The 17,764-nt window shown below is 74.3% G+C and carries 14 protein-coding genes and 1 pseudogene; 6 read left to right on the top strand and 9 right to left on the bottom strand.

All coding sequences use genetic code 11. From position 1 onward, the window contains the following. Window positions 1–172: 172 nt before the first annotated feature. The gene (locus tag ACFYWQ_RS36325) at window positions 173–928 is read right to left on the bottom strand and encodes an esterase/lipase family protein (RefSeq protein WP_389522693.1); all 756 of its coding nucleotides are present in this window, start codon (window positions 926–928) and stop codon (window positions 173–175) included. A 458-nt stretch (window positions 929–1,386) separates the two neighbouring features. Between ACFYWQ_RS36325 and ACFYWQ_RS36320 the strand changes: the two genes are divergently transcribed. The 3 genes from ACFYWQ_RS36320 to ACFYWQ_RS36310 all read left to right on the top strand — a co-directional run bounded on the left by ACFYWQ_RS36320 (window position 1,387) and on the right by ACFYWQ_RS36310 (window position 4,831). Then, the gene (locus ACFYWQ_RS36320; protein WP_389522692.1) at window positions 1,387–2,832 is read left to right on the top strand and encodes a PQQ-binding-like beta-propeller repeat protein; all 1,446 of its coding nucleotides are present in this window, start codon (window positions 1,387–1,389) and stop codon (window positions 2,830–2,832) included. Window positions 2,833–3,104: 272 nt separating this feature from the next. Further along, window positions 3,105–3,716 carry a TetR/AcrR family transcriptional regulator gene (locus ACFYWQ_RS36315; protein WP_389522690.1) on the top strand — a complete coding sequence of 204 codons (612 nt, stop codon included), beginning with the start codon at window positions 3,105–3,107 and terminating at the stop codon, window positions 3,714–3,716. Further along, on the top strand, window positions 3,713–4,831 hold the full coding sequence (locus ACFYWQ_RS36310; protein ID WP_389522689.1) for a DMT family transporter: 1,119 nt from the start codon (window positions 3,713–3,715) through the stop codon (window positions 4,829–4,831). Before ACFYWQ_RS36315 ends, ACFYWQ_RS36310 begins: the two co-directional genes overlap by 4 nt. A 321-nt stretch (window positions 4,832–5,152) precedes the next feature. Here the strand turns inward: ACFYWQ_RS36310 and gcvH are convergent, their stop codons facing one another. Further along, window positions 5,153–5,548 carry a glycine cleavage system protein GcvH gene (gene gcvH, locus ACFYWQ_RS36305; RefSeq protein ID WP_389522687.1) on the bottom strand — a complete coding sequence of 132 codons (396 nt, stop codon included), beginning with the start codon at window positions 5,546–5,548 and terminating at the stop codon, window positions 5,153–5,155. 214 nt (window positions 5,549–5,762) lie between these two features. Here gcvH and ACFYWQ_RS36300 point away from each other — a divergent pair, with 214 nt between their 5' ends. After that, window positions 5,763–6,671, top strand: coding sequence for a hypothetical protein (locus ACFYWQ_RS36300; RefSeq protein ID WP_389522686.1), 909 nt, complete (start codon window positions 5,763–5,765; stop codon window positions 6,669–6,671). Between the two features lie 24 nt (window positions 6,672–6,695). Here the strand turns inward: ACFYWQ_RS36300 and ACFYWQ_RS36295 are convergent, their stop codons facing one another. Then, window positions 6,696–7,334, bottom strand: a complete 639-nt coding sequence (locus ACFYWQ_RS36295) for a LysE family translocator (RefSeq protein WP_389522684.1) — start codon at window positions 7,332–7,334, stop codon at window positions 6,696–6,698. Between the two features lie 737 nt (window positions 7,335–8,071). On the opposite strand from ACFYWQ_RS36295, the gene ACFYWQ_RS36290 reads away from it, so the two are divergent. Both ACFYWQ_RS36290 and ACFYWQ_RS36285 read left to right on the top strand, forming a co-directional pair. Continuing rightward, window positions 8,072–10,282: a SpoIIE family protein phosphatase gene (locus ACFYWQ_RS36290; protein WP_389522682.1), complete on the top strand. Its 2,211-nt coding sequence runs from the start codon at window positions 8,072–8,074 to the stop codon at window positions 10,280–10,282. 63 nt (window positions 10,283–10,345) lie between these two features. Then, window positions 10,346–10,615, top strand: a pseudogene (locus ACFYWQ_RS36285) (hypothetical protein); the annotation flags it as partial. Here the strand turns inward: ACFYWQ_RS36285 and ACFYWQ_RS36280 are convergent. From ACFYWQ_RS36280 to ACFYWQ_RS36255, 6 genes are all read right to left on the bottom strand, one after another. Further along, a complete protein-coding gene (locus ACFYWQ_RS36280; RefSeq protein WP_389522681.1) occupies window positions 10,537–11,526 on the bottom strand; it encodes a glycosyl hydrolase in 990 nt (329 codons plus the stop codon). The pseudogene ACFYWQ_RS36285 and the gene ACFYWQ_RS36280 overlap by 79 nt on opposite strands. Continuing rightward, window positions 11,523–12,041, bottom strand: coding sequence for a hypothetical protein (locus tag ACFYWQ_RS36275; RefSeq protein ID WP_389522679.1), 519 nt, complete (start codon window positions 12,039–12,041; stop codon window positions 11,523–11,525). The genes ACFYWQ_RS36280 and ACFYWQ_RS36275 overlap by 4 nt, the downstream gene beginning before the upstream one ends. 37 nt (window positions 12,042–12,078) lie before the next feature. Beyond that, window positions 12,079–12,657, bottom strand: a complete 579-nt coding sequence (locus ACFYWQ_RS36270; protein ID WP_389522677.1) for a 1,4-alpha-glucan branching protein — start codon at window positions 12,655–12,657, stop codon at window positions 12,079–12,081. Window positions 12,658–12,815: 158 nt separating this feature from the next. Then, window positions 12,816–14,435: a VWA domain-containing protein gene (locus tag ACFYWQ_RS36265; protein ID WP_389522675.1), complete on the bottom strand. Its 1,620-nt coding sequence runs from the start codon at window positions 14,433–14,435 to the stop codon at window positions 12,816–12,818. Between the two features lie 19 nt (window positions 14,436–14,454). Beyond that, window positions 14,455–15,654 (bottom strand): AAA family ATPase, encoded by a 1,200-nt coding sequence (locus ACFYWQ_RS36260; RefSeq protein ID WP_389522673.1) that lies wholly within the window; start codon window positions 15,652–15,654, stop codon window positions 14,455–14,457. Window positions 15,655–15,986: 332 nt separating this feature from the next. Continuing rightward, window positions 15,987–17,762, bottom strand: coding sequence for an FtsX-like permease family protein (locus tag ACFYWQ_RS36255; RefSeq protein WP_389522671.1), 1,776 nt, complete (start codon window positions 17,760–17,762; stop codon window positions 15,987–15,989). Window positions 17,763–17,764: the final 2 nt, after the last annotated feature.

The following is a 17,764-nucleotide window of genomic DNA, read 5'->3' as shown; positions in this document are numbered from 1 at the left end:
CGCGGCCCCGGCCCCCGGGTACGGCCCGCGCCGGGGCGGGGGGGCGGGGGGGGCCCCCCCCCCCCCGCCGGCCCCCCCGCCCCGGGGGTGGGGGGGGGGGGGGGGGGGGCCCACGTCGATCGTGGGGGCCGCCTGGTGCCGGGCGGCACCGGGGTTTCGGGCGGGCGGCGGGTCAGGAGGCGATGAAGTCGGCGATCTCGCCCAGCACGCTCGTGTCCGCCAGGAATCCGATGTGGGTCTGGCAGAGCACGCTGTTGTTCGTCGCGCCGTCCAGCCGGGTGCTGGTGTAGGGGATGATGACGCCGTCGCACGCCGAGTACCAGGTGGCGTACTGGGTGCTCCCCGGCGTCTCGTCGCCCGAGGTGATCTGGGAGATGAACGAGGAGCCCGGGTACATCTGCTGACACGTCGTGTAGATCAGGCAGGCGCCGGCGTAGGTGGTCCCGTGGTTCGCGCCGGCGATCGAGGCGAGGTGGCTGACGCTGGTGTTGCCACCCAGCACCTTCAGGTAGTACTGGCTGACGAGGCCGCCCATCGAGTGGTTGACGATCGCGACCTTGCTCGCACCGGTCTGCGACTTCACGTTGTTGACGAAGGCGGCGAGGCCCTGGGCGTTGGTGATGTTGTTGCCGTAGGAGTCGTACTCGTAGGCGAAGAGGTTGGAGCTCGACCAGCCGTTGAGCCGGAAGACGCTCATGGCGGTGACCCAGTTGGACGCGCTGCCGGTGTACCCGTGGACGAAGACGACCGGCGTGCTGGTCGACAGCGGCTGGACGGCCGCGTCGGCCGACCGCGCGGCGGAGGAGGTCGAGGCGGCCTGGCTCGCGGTGTCGGCCGCGCCGGCCGTCGACGCGGAGGAGAACAGGGTGAACGCGACCGTGGCGGCCGCGAGAACGCCGAGAAACCGGCGCGGAGAACGACGACGCATGGAGCCCTCCTGGCGGGGGTGCGGGGATGCGGGGTGCCTGACCCGACCAGAGTCGTGGGGCGAGCCGCCGGCGCCATCGGCTGAATCACCAGTGTGCGCGGTGGCGCCGCGCGCTCCGGGACGCCGCGCCCCGCTCCCGGCGGAACAGGTCCGCACGGGGCGAAAGGCTCCAGGCCGAGGGGCGGTACATTCCGTCCCGCAGGGGAAGGCTCGGCGTGCATGCTCGGGGGTGGGGGATGCGTGGGGGTACAGCGGCTCGCGCGGTCGTCGTTCTTCTGTCCGGTGGTGTTCTCGGAGCGGCGGTCGTGCTGCCGGCGACGGATGTGTCCGCCGGGCCCGCGGCGCGGGTGCTGCTCTGGAGCGCCGGCCTGGTGAGCGCGTTTCTCGGGGGGTTCGCCGTGGGTGGGCGGACGCAGCGGCCGGGCGACGGGCGACGCACCGCTGGAGACGCCACTGCCGTGGCGGTGGCCGACGACGCCGGTGCGGACGCCGGTGTCGGCGTCGGTGTCGTCGGTGTCATGGACGCGGTGGAGGCGGCCGCGAAGGCGGAGCCGACGCCGGGCGGCGCGGCCGGCCCGCGGCCGAGCGAGGCGAACGGTGTCCCTCCGGGGCGGGCCGTCCCCCTGCGGGGCACGCTCGCGGTCGCCGTGTGCCTGGCTCTGGCCGGTGTCCTCCTCACGCTCTGGCCCGGTGAAGAGGCCGAGCAGGGTCCGGCTCGCGGGACGCCCGCCGCGGGGGAGCGGGATCCGGAGGCGAGGACTCCCTCCGCGTCCGGGCGCTCCGCGAAGGCGACCGTCGCCTGGCAGGTGCCCGCCACCGGCGGCCGCTACGACGAGGGGCCCGGCGCCTGGGGGCTGGGGGACGTCGTGGTGCGGGGGAGGACCGACGGGCTCTTCGCGTACGGAGTCCGTGACGGCGACGTGCACTGGACGGTGCCCGCGCCGGCCGGGGAAGCCGTCTGCGCGATGAGTCCCCGGGCGGAACAGGGTGTGGGCCTCGTCGCCTACGGAGAGGGGGACGGGCCGTGCGCGACGCTCGTCGCCGTGCGCACGTCCGACGGGCACGTGCTGTGGCGGCGGTCGGTCACGGGCGCCGGGCTCGTCGCGGGCGGACTCGCCGTCGGCGGTGCCACGGCCGTCACCGCGCAGGAGGGTGTGGTGCGGGCCGGTTCCGCCGAAACGGGAGAACAGCGGTGGCGGCGGGTCCTGGCGGGGGACTGCGAGGTCCGGGCGGTGGACGCCACCGACACGCGTACCCTCCTCGTCGAACAGTGCGGTGCCGTCGCACGGCTGGTCGCGCTGGACACCCGCACGGGCGGGGAGCGGTGGAGCAGGCGTCTGCCCATCGATTCCCCGGCCACCGCCGCGGTGGTCTCCGTGACACCGGTGGTGGTCGCGGTGTCGGAGGAGAACCACCGCGGAACCCGCGCCCTGTTCGGCTTCGACGGCGGAGGCACACCCACCGTGACCGTGCCGCTGTCCGGGCCGGCCGGTGAACTGGTCGCCCCGCGGGGCATCTGGGCGGGCACGGGCAGCGAGAGCAGGCCCCTCGTCCTCGGCGACCTGCTGGTCACACTCGCCGAGCGGGACGAACGCGTCCCGGACGTGGTCGTCGCCCACTCCCTGAAGGACGGCCACCAGGTCTGGGAGTACACGGCGGACCCCCTCGCCTTCTACGGCCTGGCCCGCGAGCCGGACGGACGCATCGGGGTCCTGGCGGACGACGGGGGCGCGCTCGTCATCCTGCTCGACGACGCCGGAACGGAACGCGGCCGCGTCGAGACGGACGCCGCCGAGGACGCGGCCCTCTCGATCCGCCCCGAACTGATCCCGGTGACGGGCGGCCACATAGTCGTCAACCACATGTCCATGCGCCGCGAGCCAGGGATCTTCGCCCTGCGCTGACCGCCCTGCGCTGACCGCCCTGCGCTGACGAGGAAGAACACTGTTCGTACGCGCCCTGGTGCCGCGGCGGCCGGAGCATCGCCGCGATGTCGACTCCCGCTTCCGGTACGGCGGCCAGGCGCGCCGGTGTCCGGGTGGACGACCGCTTCTGCTCATCCGGCACCGGCAGGCGGCCGACGGCCGGCGTCGCAGGAGTCCGGCGCCGCCACCAGCGGGATGTCGCGCAACCCCCTTACTAGGTAGACTGACCTACCTAGTCTGAGAGGAACGTGATGAGCGACGACACCGGTACCGCGGCGGCGCGCCCGGCCAGGCGGCGGGGGACCGCGCGCGAGCGCCTGCTCGCCGCCGCCGCGCGACGCTTCTACGCCGACGGCGTGGCGGCGACGGGGATCGACACGATCACCGCCGAGGCGGGCGTGGCGAAGATGAGCCTGTACAACAACTTCGCCTCCAAGGCCGACCTGGTGAGGGCCTATCTCGACGCGCGGCACGAGGAGTGGCTGGGCCTGTACCGGCGGCGGCTGGAAGGAGCCCGGGACGGCCGCGACGGCGTCCTGGCCGTCTTCGACGCCTACGCCGATCACGCGGCGTTCGCCTACGAGCACGGTTTCCGCGGGTGCGGTCTGCTGAACGCGGCCGCCGAACTGCCCGCCGGGGACGAGGGGCGGGCCGTGGTGCGCCGGCACAAGGAGGAAGTCGAGTCCCTGCTCGCCGGGCACCTTGCGGAACGGCTGCCCGGGCGGCCCGAGGAGGCGCGCGCGGCGGCGGAGCATCTGGCGTTCCTGCTGGAAGGCGCGACGGCACGCGCCGGCCTGGAGGGCGCGGGGACGCGTCTGGCGCATGCGCGGACGATGGCGGCGGACCTGGTGGACCGGCTGTGACGCGGCCCGCCGGACACGCGGCCGGCTCGTCGGGCGTGGGGTCGCTGTGCGTGCTCGTGGCGTCGGTGCTGTGGGGCACCACCGGCACGGCCGCGACCTTCGCCCCGGGAGTGGGGCCGCTGGCGATCGGGGCCGTGGCCATGGGCCTGGGCGGACTGCTCCAGGCCCTCATCGCCGCCCCCCGTATCGTCCGGGAAGCGCCGGGGCTGCGCGCACAGCGCGGTGTGGTGCTGCTCGGCGCGCTGGCGGTGGGGACCTACCCCCTGGCGTTCTACACCTCCATGCACCTGGCCGGGGTCGCCGTCGGCACCGTCGTGTCGATCGGCTCGGCCCCGCTCGCCTCGGCCCTGATCGAACGCGTCGCGGACGGGCGCCGCCTCACGCGCCGCTGGACGGCCGGTGCCGCTCTGGGCCTCTGCGGGACCGTGCTGCTGTGCGTGGCGCAAGCGGCCCAGGGACACTCCGGCCGCGGTGCATCGTCCGCCGGGCAGACCGTGCTCGGTGTGGGGCTGGGCCTGGCAGCGGGTGTCACCTACGCCCTGTACTCCTGGGCGGCACACCGCTTGATCAGCCGCGGCGTCACCTCCGGCGCGGCCATGGGTACCGTCTTCGGTCTGGGCGGGCTGCTCCTCCTGCCCGTGCTGGTGGCCACCGGCGCCCCGCTGCTGGACTCCTGGTCCGACGCGGCCGTCGGCGGCTACATGGCCCTGGTCCCCATGTTCACCGGCTACGTCCTGTTCGGCTGGGGCCTGGCGCACGTCCCGGCGAGCACCGCGACCACACTCTCCCTGCTGGAACCCGCCGTCGCGGCCGTCCTCGCCGTGTTGGTCGTCGGCGAACGTCTGCCCCTGCCGGGGTGGGCCGGCATCGCCCTGGTCGTCGGCTGCCTCACCGTGCTCGCCACGCCGACCCGCACCACGCCGAAGCCCGGAACGACCACCGCGGAACGGACCACCGCGGAACGGACCATCGCGGAACGGATCAGCGGGGGGCCGGTCAGCGAAGAATTGGCCACCAGAGAACCAGCCACCGAAGAACCGGCCGGCGCGCGACCGGACGACACCGGCCGGGCCGACGGCGCAGCCGTCCTGGTGGGTCCCGACTCGGCCCCGTGAACCCGGGTGTGTCCGGGCGGGTGGGCGTGCGCGCTGCCCGGGGCGCCCCCGCCCTTCCGCTCCTCACCCTCACCGACAGGGGTCCGCGGCCCGGCATCGGTCAACTGCCCCGTGGAGCCCATGGTGTGGCCTGCCTGGTCGACGCTGCTGAGCTGCACGGGGGCCAGGGCCGCGAGGGCGGTGTTGTCGTAGCCGACCGGTGAGAGGTCGCTGTACACCGCGGACCTCACGGCCCGGGCGGCCTGACGCCTCTTCCGCCCGGCCGTCGAGCCGGGGCCGGCCGAGGACCTGACACCTCGGTCGGCCCCCTTTTTTCCCGCCCTAATCGGCCGCTTCGTCGGTGCAGTACGCGCGATACGCGTCGGCGTCGAGCAGATCGTCGAGTCGCGCCGGGCCGTCCGTCTTGATCTCGATCAGCCATCCGTCGCCGTACGCGTCCTCGTTGATGAGTTCCGGTGACTCGTTGAGCAACTCGTTCACGGCGGTCACCGTGCCGGTCACCGGCATGTAGACCTCGGACACCGCCTTCACCGACTCCAGGCTGCCGAACGGCTCCGCCGCCTCCAGGCGGTCACCCACGTTCGGCAGCTCCGCGAACACGATGTCGCCGAGCTGCTTCTGGGCGTGGTCGCTGATGCCGACGCGGACGGTGTCGCCCGCCTTGGTGCACCATTCGTGGTCCTTGGTGTAGCGCCGGTCTGAGGGGATGTTCGCCATCGGGGCTCCTCGGTGGGGGGTCAGCGAGATCAGCTTGCCTCCCGCGGGCCCGCGAGGAACGCAACGCCACTCGGACGGGCACCCGATGCCGCCCGGACGGTCACCTGTCGACACCGGCCCCGCCCCGACACCGGCACCCACGAGACCTGACGCGTGCCCGTCCGGCCCGTCCGGCCCGTGCGGCCGGTGGCGCGGGTGCCGTAGGCTCCGCCCGGTGAGTATCCCGCCGGAGACCGACTGGGCCGTCCTCCACCATGCCCACGGCCGGGCATCGGACGTCCCCGGACACCTGGCCGCGCTGGCCGGCGCCGATCCGGTGGCGCGCCGTGCCGCCGTCTCGTCGCTCACCGGCAGCGTCTACCACCAGGGCACCCGGTGGCCCGCCAGCGCGCACGTGGTGGCTCCGCTGGTGGCGCTCGTCGACACTCCCACGACGCCCGACCGGACCGTCGTGCTCCAGGTGCTGCACGCCGTCGCCATCGGCGACCGCGGCGACGAGGAGCTGCCCTTCGACCAGGTGCGGGCCTTCGCCGAGGCCGACCGGGTCGGTCCGTCGGACGAGGAGGCGGTGCTCCACGTCCTGTTCGAGCAGGACGAGCCGGACGTCGACGCGGTCGCCGACGTGGCCGACGCCGTGGTGCTGCGCTGGGCCGCTGCCGCCTACCGTGCGGCCGAACGTCATGCCGGCGTGTTCCTGCGCTGGCTGCGGGACGCCGATCCGGCCGTGGCGGCCCACGCGGCAGCGTTGCTCGTCTGGTTCCCCCGGGTGCCCGGTCTGGCGGGCGCGCTCGCCGACGTGCCGTGCGGCGCCCACGAGGCGCGGGCCTCGGCACATCTCGCCCTGGCCCACCTGCCCGGACCGCTCGGCTCCCGTGAACTCGCCTCGCTGACCGCCTCGTCGACGTCCGCCGACGAGGCGGTGCGCGTCACGGCCGCGGTCGCACTCGCCCACCGGTGCGGGACGGCGCTCCCCGACGAGGCGCTGACCGTGCTCGCCCACGCCTACGAGCGGGACATCGCGGCAGCCGTACCGGGCTGGGACCGCTCCCTGCGCGGCCAGGTGGCGCTCGCGGTGCACCGTCTGGGTCTCGCCCACATCACCACAGCACGAACCGCCGGCTGACGCGGTCGTCCCGGCGGTGCGGGGTCAGTCCTTGCGACCCGTCGCGGCGACGGTGACACCGAGGCCGATCATCGTCAGTCCGCCGATCCCTCCGACCAGGGACAGACGCCGGGGGGAGCGGGCGAACCAGCCCCGTCCGGTTGCCGCGATCAGCCCCCACACACTGTCGCAGGCCACCGCGATGACGTTGAAGACCAGCCCGAGCAGCAGTATCTGCACCACGACGTGTCCTCGGGCGCGGTCGACGAACTGCGGCAGCACGGCGGCGAAGAACACGATGGTCTTGGGGTTGGCCACCCCGACGGCGAACCCCTCCCACACCGTGCGCACACCGCTCCGCGTGGCCTTGTCGGCGGTGAACGCGACCTGGAGCGAGTCACGTCGCCGCCACGCCTTGACCCCCAGGCACACCAGGTAGGCGGCACCGGCCAGTTTCAGCACCGTGAAGACGAGGACGGAGCGCTCCACGATCGAACCGATCCCCAGAGCCACGCCGATGACCAGCACGTAGGCGCCCAGCGTGTTCCCCACGACCGTCGTCAGCGCGGCGCGCCGCCCCTGCGCCAACGCCCGCCCGATCACGAACAGCACACTCGGCCCGGGGACCACGATCAGCAGGAACGACATGGCAGCGAAGGCAAGCAGACGCTCGGCAGACACCATGGCGCCCATGAAAACACGGGCCGTGTCCGCCCCTCACCCCTTTTCCGCAAGGCAGGCCTGGGTCACGCGATCACCGGGCACAGCCGCTCGCCCCTCCCGCGTGACGGCGACTGCGACCGCAGCCCCGGCGCCCCCGGTGACGGCGGTGCCATCACCACACGGTGGGCGTATGGTCCTGATATGGGTGACGTGCGTGGCGCGGCCGGCCCGGCGCGCCGCCGGAACCGACCAGCCGTGACCGACGGCACACCGGCCCGACGCACCGACAGACGGCCTGACGAGCCCGACACCGACGGCGGGCGGCCGCGGCGGAGCGGCGGGCGGGAGTGGCGGCCGGGACCGATTCGCTCACCCGCACTCGGGCGGTGCCCCGCACTCGGGCGGTGCCCCGCACACGGGAAGTGCCCCGCACACGGGCGGTGCCGCGACAGCGCGTCACCGGCCCCGCGCGGAGGGAACGCGCCGATCACCGCCCGTGTGCCGCCGCTGCGGCGCGGATGCCCGAGCCGACCGGGCGGCGGCCGCCGCGCCGGGCGGTGCCCGCCCACCGGCGGGTCGCGGTCGACTGGCGGGCTGCGGTTGACTGGCGAGTCGCGGTCGACCGGCGGGTCGCAGTCGACCGGCGGGCTGCGGTCGACCGGTGGGCCGCAGCCCGCCGGCCGCCGATCGGCTCCGCCCCGGTCGTCAGCGCGGACACGGCCCGCAGCCGTTTCGGCCGGGTGCGGGGGAGGTGAGGCGTGTCCGACACCGCGACCGGCCCTTCCTCCGCGGACTTCGGCCCGGAACCGCTGGCGAGCGCCCTGAGCCGGCTCGCCCGGGAGACCGGGGCCTACGCCGGCGCGGTCTATCTGCTGTCGCCGGACGGGCAGGCGTTGCAGCTCGCGGTGCTGGGCGGAATCTCGTGGCGGATCGCCTCGCCCTGGGCGCGGGTGACGCTGTCGGCCGCGACCCCGGTGAGCGACGCCGTGCGGGAACGGCGTCTGGTGTGGATCGGGGGCCAGGAGGAACTGGCGCGCCGCTACGCGCAACTGGCGCTCGTCCTGCCCCACCCCTTCACCCTGGCCGCCGCACCGATCACCAGCGGCCCGTCCGCGTGGGGCGGCCTGGTGCTGCACTGGCCCAGCACGCACCCGCACACCCTGGGCGCGCGTGAGCGGGCGGCGATCGCCGACATCTGCGACCGCCTGGGCCTGATCCTGCGGCAGGCCGCCGACAGCGGCCGCCCCCTGCTGGCCGGGCCCCGCCCGCGGATCATGCCGGCGCTGCGCACCCGCGTCGCCGGGCCGGACGAGGCACAAGCCGCGGTCGACTTCGCCGAACGCCTCCCCGACGGCTGCTGCGCGCTCGACCCGGACGGCCGGATCACCTTCGTCACCACCGCCGCGGCCGACCTGCTCGGCACCGGCATCCCCGACCTGCTCGGCGCCCGCCCCTGGGAAGCGCTTCCCTGGCTGGCCGATCCCGTCGCCGAGGACCGTTACCGGGCCGCGGCGCTCAGCCGCCGGCCCACGTCCTTCACCGCCCGGCGCCCGCCGGACCACTGGCTGTCCTTCCACCTCTACCCGGACGCCTCCGGCATCAGCGTGCGCATCGTCCCCAGCGCCTCGCCCCATGCGTGGCCCCCGCCACGACTGGTGCATCCCGCGCCCGCCGTCGAACCCGGCCGGGGCACGGCCCTCTTCCACCTGATGCATCTGGCCACCACGCTCACCGAGGCCGTCGGCGCGCAGGACGTCGTCGAAAGGGTCGCCGACCAGGTCCTGCCCGCCTTCGGGGCCCAGGCCCTCGCCCTGATGGCCGCGGAGGAGGGCAGGCTGCGGATCATCGGCCCCCGCGGCTACCCCGCCGGCCTCATGGACCGCTTCGACCACGCCCCCCTGACCTCGGACACCCCCGCCGTGCACGTCCTGACGACCGGCACACCCAGCTTCTTCGCCACGTTCGCCGACCTGAAGCGGTCCTATCCCCCCGCGGTCCTCCAGGACGGCATGGCCGCCTGGGCGTTCCTGCCGCTGATCACCTCCGGCCGGCCCGTCGGCTCACTGGTCCTCGCCTACGACCGGCCCCGTCCCTTCCCCCGGGAAGAACGCTCCGTCCTCACCTCGATCGCCGGACTGATCGCCCAGGCACTGGACCGCGCCCGTCTCTACGACGCCAAACACCAGCTCGCCCGCAACCTCCAGGCCGGCCTGCTGCCCGGCACCCTGCCCCGCATCCCCGGCCTGGACGTGGCCGCCCGCTACCTCCCCGCCCGCCGCGGCATGGGCATCGGCGGCGACTTCTACGACGTCATCCACCTCGGCGAGGCGACGGCCGCCGCGGCCATCGGCGACGTCCAGGGCCACAACGTGCGGGCCGCCACCCTCATGGGACAGGTCCGCACCGCCGTCCACGCCACCGCCGGCGCACCCCCCGGCGAGGTCCTCGCCCGCACCAACCGCCTCCTCACCGACCTGGACCCCGGCCTGTTCACCAGCTGCCTCTACATCGACCTCGACCTCGCCCGCCACCGCGCCTGCCTGGCCACCGCCGGACACCCCCCACCGATCCTGCGCCACCCGGACGGCCGCACCGAGATGCTCCGCCTGCCGCCCGGCCTCCTTCTCGGCATCGACCCCGCCGCCGACTACCCCACCACCCACATCCCCCTGCCCCCCGGAACCGTCCTCGCCCTGTACACCGACGGACTCGTCGAAGCACCCGGCACCGACATCGAGGACGCGATCGCCGCCCTGGCCGACCAGCTCGCGCACACCCCGGGCCGGACCATGGACGCCCTCGCCGACAGGCTCGTCAGCCACGCCCAGCGCTCCGCGCCCCGCAACGACGACATCGCCCTGCTCCTCATCCACCACCGGCCCGCAGCCCACCGGCCCGCCCGAGCCACCGCGCCGCCCGGCGGGCCCCCGCGGAAGAACGACCCGGACGGCGATGTCGAGAACCCGTGACCGGCTCCGTCCCCGGGGTGGACGCGACCACAATGGGCCGCACCAGCACCGAGGAGAGACACCATGGCCAAGTACCTGCTGCTCAAGCACTACCGCGGCGCCCCGGCCCCGGTCAACGACGTGCCCATGGACCGGTGGACGCCCCAGGAGATCGCGGCCCAGGTGCGGTACATGAACGACTTCGCGGCCCGGCTGGAGGAGACCGGCGAGTTCGTCGACGGCCAGGCACTCGCCCCGGACGGGATGTGGGTCCGCTACGACGGCGAGGGCCGCCCGCCGGTCACGACGTCCGTCCTGGCCTCACCCTGGGCGAGGACGAGCTGGTTGTGGGCGAAGTAGTCGTTGTACGCCTTGGCGTCCGCCCAGTTCGGGTTACGGGGTCCCCAGGAGCCGGAGAAGCTGGAGGGGAACAGGGAGTAGCCCGGCCAGACCGAACTGCTGCCCGTGTCGGACGGGTGGGTGTGGTACACGAGCTTGGTGACGCCCCCGGCGAAGGCCTTGTTCATACGGACGACCTGGTCCTGCCAGGTCTGCGCGTAGGCCTGGTTCAAGGCCGCCGAGTCCTCGATGGAGTACCACTTGGTGCCGGTCATGTGGTTGGCGGACGCTTCGGGGAGGTAGTTGTCGACCTCGTCGCCGAACCAGAGCGTCTCGGTCTCCGGCCGGTCGAGGGTCGCGGCGGCCTGGATGGAGTCGACCGCCGCGCCGTTGTCCCCGTAGGGCTGGAGCCGCACCGCGTAGTCGTAAGTGCTCTTCGCCCACTTCTTCAGCGGGCGGACGTGGTTGTCGAGCCACAGGTCGGTGCGCACCTGGTAGAAGTCGTTGCGGACCTTGGCCGACGTCGCGCTGTCGAACTGGAACGCGGGGCTCGCCCCGCCGAAGCCGGTGCTGGGGAGGCTGACCAGCAGCGGAAGGTGGTCGGTGAGGGAGTAGCCGGTGGCGCGCCGGAAGTCGGCCGCCTTGGTGTTGCTCCAGGTGTCGGTGGGGCTGCCGCGGTCCGCGTTGTGGGAGTCGTAGAGGAAGTCGCCGCCGTTGGCGCGCATCAGCTGCCGGATCGGGGCGAACTCCTGGTCCATGGTGTCGGTGAGGACGTCCGTGTCGGCCTTGGTCCACAGGTCCGGCTGCGCCTGGGCGCCGGTGCTCCAGAAGGTCAGCAGCTTCCAGTCGCCACCGGCCGGGGCCGACCACGTGAGGGTGCCGCGGGTGGTGCCGCCCTGGACACCGGCGGTGTCCGTGTCCTTCACGCGGCCCGTGAGGTCGACGGCCGAGTCCTTGTCGAGCGTGACCTGGCCGTCGGCCGGGCAGGCGCCGGCGGCGCACCGGAAGGCGAGGACGGCGACGAGGGTGCTGCGCTGCGGTTGGTGGTGCTCGGCTTGGGCAGGGCGCCGGAGAAGGTGGTTCCTCCGCCGACGGGGGAGGAACCGTAGGCGAGTTGCTTGCGCGCCTGGTCGTCGTCGATGGAGAAGCCGTCCGGGGCGCTGACCGGGCCGTGGGAGAGGCTGAGGGTGATGCCGAGGGAGTTGGCGGTGCGGTAGAGCGCGGCGAGCTGGCCGGTGGAGGGGAACGAGCCCTGGCCGATCTCGGCGCCGGCGATCCCCGTGGCCGCCATCTCGCGCAGCTCGCCCTCCAGTTCGGCGGTGGAGGCGCCGGGCGCGAGAGTCCAGCGGACCCATGGGCGGTCCGCGGCACCCGGATCGCTGAAACCGGCCGCTGTCAGCCGCGAGTCCAGGGCCGCGAAGGCCGGCGCGGGCCGAGTCACCGACGCGCTTCTCGGTCACCACGGCGGCGGGCGTCGGTCACCGCGGGGCGACGTCCGCGAACACCCCCCGTGCGGCCGTTCCGTCAGGCCAGGTCCATCCGGCGACGAGGTGTCCGGAGGGCGTCGGCGCGGCCTCGGCCGGCCGCAGGACGCGGTGGACCCGGACGTCGAAGCCGTCGCCGGGGCCGGGTCCGTGCACGGTGACGGTCGGGTCGGGGGTGTCGTTCTCGCTCTGGTGCTGCGGCGTCGCCTCACCGCGCAGGAGGGCCCGCAACTGCGCCGTCACCACCGGGTCGTGGACGCCGTCGTAGATCCACCGGGTACCGAGCACCCCGTGCTCGGAGGTGCCGATCAGCGCCTCGCCGGGGACGTCCGCCGGCGCCGCGCCGCGGTAGCCCATCGGCACCAGGTACGCCACCGGCTCCCGCGCGGCGGTGTCCGCCACGACCATGAACTCGATCCCGACCGCGCCCTCCGGGTCGTCCAGCCGGAACCCGCCGGCCTTGACCAGCTCCGGTGTTTCCGCGTCGCCCACGTACCAACTCTGCTTCGGCAGCCAGCCGGTGAGCAGCTCCAGCTTGGTGGGGGTCATGGTGGTGTGGTGGATGATGGCCATACGAGGTCCCTCACGCGTAGGTCCGGGCCCGTCCGGCGACGGGATGTGATCGAACCTATAGCAGACCGCCGTGCCGCCTGACCGGAGGCCAACCGGACCCGTGGGCCCGCCCGTTGCGGGGCCGGCGCCGTAGCGGCCGCGCGGCGAGGGCGGCCGGGTCAGATCACGCGGAAGAGGTCGGCGGCGGCGTGGACGTCGGTGAGGTCCTCGACGGAGCGGAGGTTGTCGCACAGGGCCTCCAGGACCGAGCCGTCCTCGGCGGCGCGCGGCGCGCCGAGGGCCACGCCGAAGACCCGGAAGCCCAGCCGGTGCTTGGTGTCGTTCCAGCCGCGCATCCATTCCTCGGTGACGCCGCAGTCGTCGTCGGTGATCATCACGATGTCGCCGCGTGCGCGGGCGGCGTCGTTGAACTCCTCCTCCAGCAGCTCGCCGGCCGCCGACAGCGGCCGCTGGTAGTCGGTGCCGCCGCCGAGGAAGGTCTCCGCGAAGTCGAGGACCCGGGCCGTGTCGGCGGGCAGGGCGGCCGGGAAGCGGAACACCTGGAGCTTGTCGGCGGCGGAGAACAGGATGCCGACGAAGTCCCGCCCCGCGTGGCGGGCCTGGTCCAGCAGGGCCAGGGCGCACGCCTTGGCCCACGCCTCCCGGGTGATGCCGCCGGGCCCGGCCTCGTACATGGAGTGCGAGGTGTCCACGCACGCGATGACGGCACCCCGGCCGGTGGTCTGCTCCCCCTGGCTGTCGTAGAGCATCAGCTCCCCGGCGGCGTAGCGCGCGGCGAACACCGCGCGCAACTCAGGCAGGCCGAGGCCGGCCAGCTCGGAGGGGATGACCCGGGAGAGGTCGTCGCCGAGCGTGACGCCGACCAGTTCCCCGGCGGCGTTCTCCACCCGGCGGGCCCGCTCGCCGTCGGCCATCTGCCGGAAGCGGCCGATCAGTTCGGCCCATCGGGCGAGACGGCCCGTGCGCAGTCGCTGGGCGAGCCGGGCGCGCCGGTCGAACGGCATCCGTTCCAGCGCGCCGGCACCGACGCCCCAGGCCCGCATCAGCGCGGCCTCCTCGCGCGCGGCCTCGGCGGCCTGCGCCGCCGCGCCGCGTGCGGCGGCACGGAGGCCGGGGGTCGCCGCCGCGAGGGCCTGCGCGGCGGCCCGGGCGGCCTGCCGTGCGGCGGCCCCGGCGGCGTCCGCGGCCTCGATCGCCCGGTGCACGGCGTCGGCGGCCGGGGCCGGCACGCTGCCGTCCTCGTCGGCCCGGTCGGCTGCCTGTCGGAGCGCCTCGCCCACGACGGCCGCCGCGCCCTCGGCCTCCCGCTGGGCCTTCCGCGCCCGTTCCGCCTGTTCCCTGGCGTCGCGGGAGTGTTCCAGGATCCGGCGCAGCGCGGCGGCCTGGGCGAGTACGGCCATGGCGGCGGCGTAGGGGTCGCCGGCCGTCTCCCGGCGCAGTTCGGCGAACTCCGGCGACTCCGTCAGTGAGGTGACGACCTGGTGGTTGACCAGCCGGGAAGGGTCCATCTCCGCCTGCTCGCGCAGTCGTGGGCGGACCTTGTAGGCGGCCAGGAACGTGTCGGTGAGGAGGTCGGTGGTGCCGTCGTGGCGCGCGTCGAGTTCGTCGGACAGGTCGCGCAGCGCGGCCGACTGGTGGTACGTGTCGCGCCAGGTGATCCGGTCGAACCGGTCCGCGACCACGGCCGTGGTGTGCCGCCGGGGAGCGGCGTCGGACAGGCCCAGCCACTTCCCGGCCCGGCCCACCAGGTCGTCGAGCCCGCTCGGTGTCCCGCCCATGATCGTTCCCTCCCCGTGGTCAGAGCTGGGCCTGCACCATGCTCGCGTCCATGCCGAGGGCCTCGGTGAGGACGCGGGCGCGGACGGCACGCTGGCGGCCGGTGACCCGGTCGATGGCGGCGGTGGAGCGGCCGGCGCCCGCCGCCTCCTCGCGCAGCTTCTCCAGCCGTTTCCCCGCCATGGCGAGCTGGTGGTGCGCCTTCTTGATGACCCACTCGCTCAGCGCCTCGCGGGACTGCCCGGCCATGGCGTCGAGCTGGGCCTCCAGTTCCTCGATGGTGTCGGCCAGGTCGAGTGCCTCCTTGGCGTCGGGGTTGACCAGGTGCAGCACCTCGCGCTCGACGGTCGGGCGCTGGGCGGGGGAGTCCCACAGCACGTGCGTCAGCACCGACAGGTCGGTCTCGGCGACCGCCGGGCGGCCGTCGAGGTACGCGGACGCCTGGAGCAGGCCCACCGCCTGCCGCCAGCGGCGGTCGGAGGCGACGAGTTCCTTGCGGCGCAGGGCGGCCCGCAGCGTGCACACCGCGTCCACGATCGCGTCCGGGACGTCCACGGCCGGGACGGCTTCGGTCACGGCGTGCTGTAACGCGGCCAGTTCGACGGTGGTCCGCGTCGGTGCCGCCGGGCGGCTGACGGCGGAGCGGACGAGCGCGGCGAAGTTCGAGGGGTCCTCCAGGTACTTGACCTCGATCCGCACCAGCAGCCGGTCGTAGATCGCGGCCGAATCCTCCCCGGCGGGCAGTTCGTTGCTCGCGGTGATCGCCCCGATCAGGGGGCAGCGGATGGGCTCGCCGCCGCTCTCGGGGTGGTAGATCCGCTCGTTGAGATAGCCCAGCGTCTCGTTCAGCGCCGCCGTGGAGCACTTGAATATCTCGTCGATGAACGCGACGTGCGCGGTGGTGGCGCGGCCCTCGTACACCTGGCGGTACTCGCCCCGGGCCAGCGCGGCGACGTCGACGGGCCCGAACATCCTCGTCGGCGCGGTGAACTTCGACAGGAGGATCTCCCAGTAGGCCGCCCCCTCGATCCGGCCCGTGAGCTCCCGGGCCATCTCGGACTTCGCCGTTCCGGGCGGGCCGAGCACCAACGAGTGCTGTCCGGCCAGCAGCGCCACCACCAACGTCCTTACGACGTCGGCCCGTTCGTAGAAACGGTCCGACAGCTCGTCGCCGATCGCCCGCAGCCTTCCGGCCGTGTCCTGCGCGTCCTGTGCGCCCATGCCCCACTCCATGCCTGCGACGCCCTGTCGGGCTGACGAGAGAGCCCTTCCCGCTGTGACCACGACGACGTGGCAAGGGGCCGAGGGTGACAGCGGTGACGCCGGGCTGTTCTCGGAAACGGTCCTTTGCCCGAGCAAGATAACGCGGAGACCGGCACACCGATCCGGGAACCGGACCGGTTCGTACGACTCCTTCTCATACGGCGGCGGGCACCCGGGCGGGACACCGCCGGCCCCTGCGGGTGCCGGCGTGCGTGCCTGGCGCATGTCTGGTGCGTGCCTGGTGCATGCCGCCACCACGGCGCGTCCCGGCGGCCCGGGCGGACGGCCCCTCACGCCGACTTGGCGTAGAGGACGCCCCCGGCGGGGCTGCGGGTGTGGGCCCACGCGGGCAGGGCGGTCATCACCCCGATCCCCGTCAGGACGGTGAGCGCGGCGGTGAGCAGCCACGCTCCCGGGGGCGTGATCTGCGTGCCGAAGAACCAGTACAGGCCGAGCCCGGCCGGAACACCCGCCGCCACTGCGGGCACGGCGGGCAGGAGCTGCGCGCAGCAGAGCGCCGCGACGACCTGGCCGGGGGTGGCGCCGAGGGTACGGGCGACGGACAGGGCGCGCCGGGCCTGCACCGCGGAACTCCAGCCGAGGAGCACGGCGTTGAGCGTGGACAGTGCCACCAGCGCGAGCGTGACGGCGAGCAGAACCTGGTCGGTCTGGTCGACCCGCACCTCGATGGGGCCGAACCGCCGGGAGTCGGGGGCCGCGTCGAGCTCGGCATGCCAGGTGAGCAGCGCGGTGACCATGACGGTGGTGGCGGCCGTGCCGGCGGAGGCCAGGGCGGCGCGGCCGGGCCGGCGGGCGAGCAGCCGGACGCCGAACAGCAGCGACGTCGGCAGGTACGCCGTCACGGCGTTCAGGCGCGGGTGGTGCGTGAGCAGGTGCGCCAGGTCGGCCAGGGCGTGGACGGTGCTGGTGCGGGCGGCGCGCACGGCGGGGCCGAGCGCGCCGGTCAGGGCGACCACGACCGCGAGGAGGACCGCGGCGGTGACGGTGCCGGAGTCCGGGGGGCCCACGGTGTCGAGCAGCCCGGCGCTGGGGTCGACCACGTGGGGTGCGGCCAGCGTCCCGGTGGCCAGTCCGAGCGTGGTGGCCAGGAGGGTCAGCAGCAGGTACTGCGCCGTCAGCAGGGCGGCGACCGTGCCCGGGCCGGCGCCGGCGGCTTTGAGGAGTGCGGCACGCCGGTTGTCGCGGGTGGCGCGTCCGGTGGCGAGCGCGGCGAGGGTGACGATTGCGGCGACGGCGAGCAGCCAGCCGCCGACGACCAGGGCGGGCCGGGTGTTGCGGATCATGTTCGAGTCCGTGAGGAGGACGCCCTGCCAGTGGTGGGTGTTGACCCAGGAGTCGCCCCTGAGGCCGGGGGTGAACACGGTGTCGCGCCATCGGAGGGTCGCGGCGGGGTCGGACAGCTTCACATGGATCAGGTACACCCCGGCCGTGTCGCCCGCCGCCGCGCGGGTGTCGGCGGTGGTGAGCCAGATCCTGCCGCCGTAGTCGCTCGGCCCGGGCCCCTGCGCCCAGTCGCTCCACGGGTACACCGGGGTGGCCGCACTGATCGCGATGCCGACGACCGGGTAGCCGCGCCCGCCGATGGTGACACGGTCGCCGACGCGCACGCCCAGCGCCTGCGCGAAGCCGCGCTCGACCACCGCGCCGCCGGAACGCACCCAGGTGCCGGACGTCACCAGCGGCCGGTCCACGGCGGACGGTGAGCCGTCCCGCCCCTCGACGGAGGAGTGCGCGCTCCGGCCGTGTGCCCGGACGGTGGTGTCGAACGCGAAGACCGGGTCGGCGAGCGCGGCCACACCGGGCGTGTGGGCGAGGCGTCCGGCCAGGTCGGACGGGTCCGTCGCCGTCGTGATGGCGGTGATGTCGGGGCCGGCGGTGGCCGCGCGGGTCTTCAGGTACGCGGTGGCCACGGCGTCGGTGGTCGCGAGCCCGAGGGTCAGGGAGGCGGTGGCGGTGGTGACCGCGAGCAGGAACATGACGGCCTCGCCGGGACGGCGGCGCATGTCGCGCGCGACCAGGCGCCACATCAGCAGCAGGTGTCCCACGG

The sequence above is a fragment of the Streptomyces sp. NPDC003247 genome, assembly GCF_042888135.1.
Lineage (GTDB): Bacteria > Actinomycetota > Actinomycetes > Streptomycetales > Streptomycetaceae > Streptomyces.
Note: the sequence above shows the minus strand (reverse complement) of the source record. Positions and strands in the feature narration are given on the sequence as shown.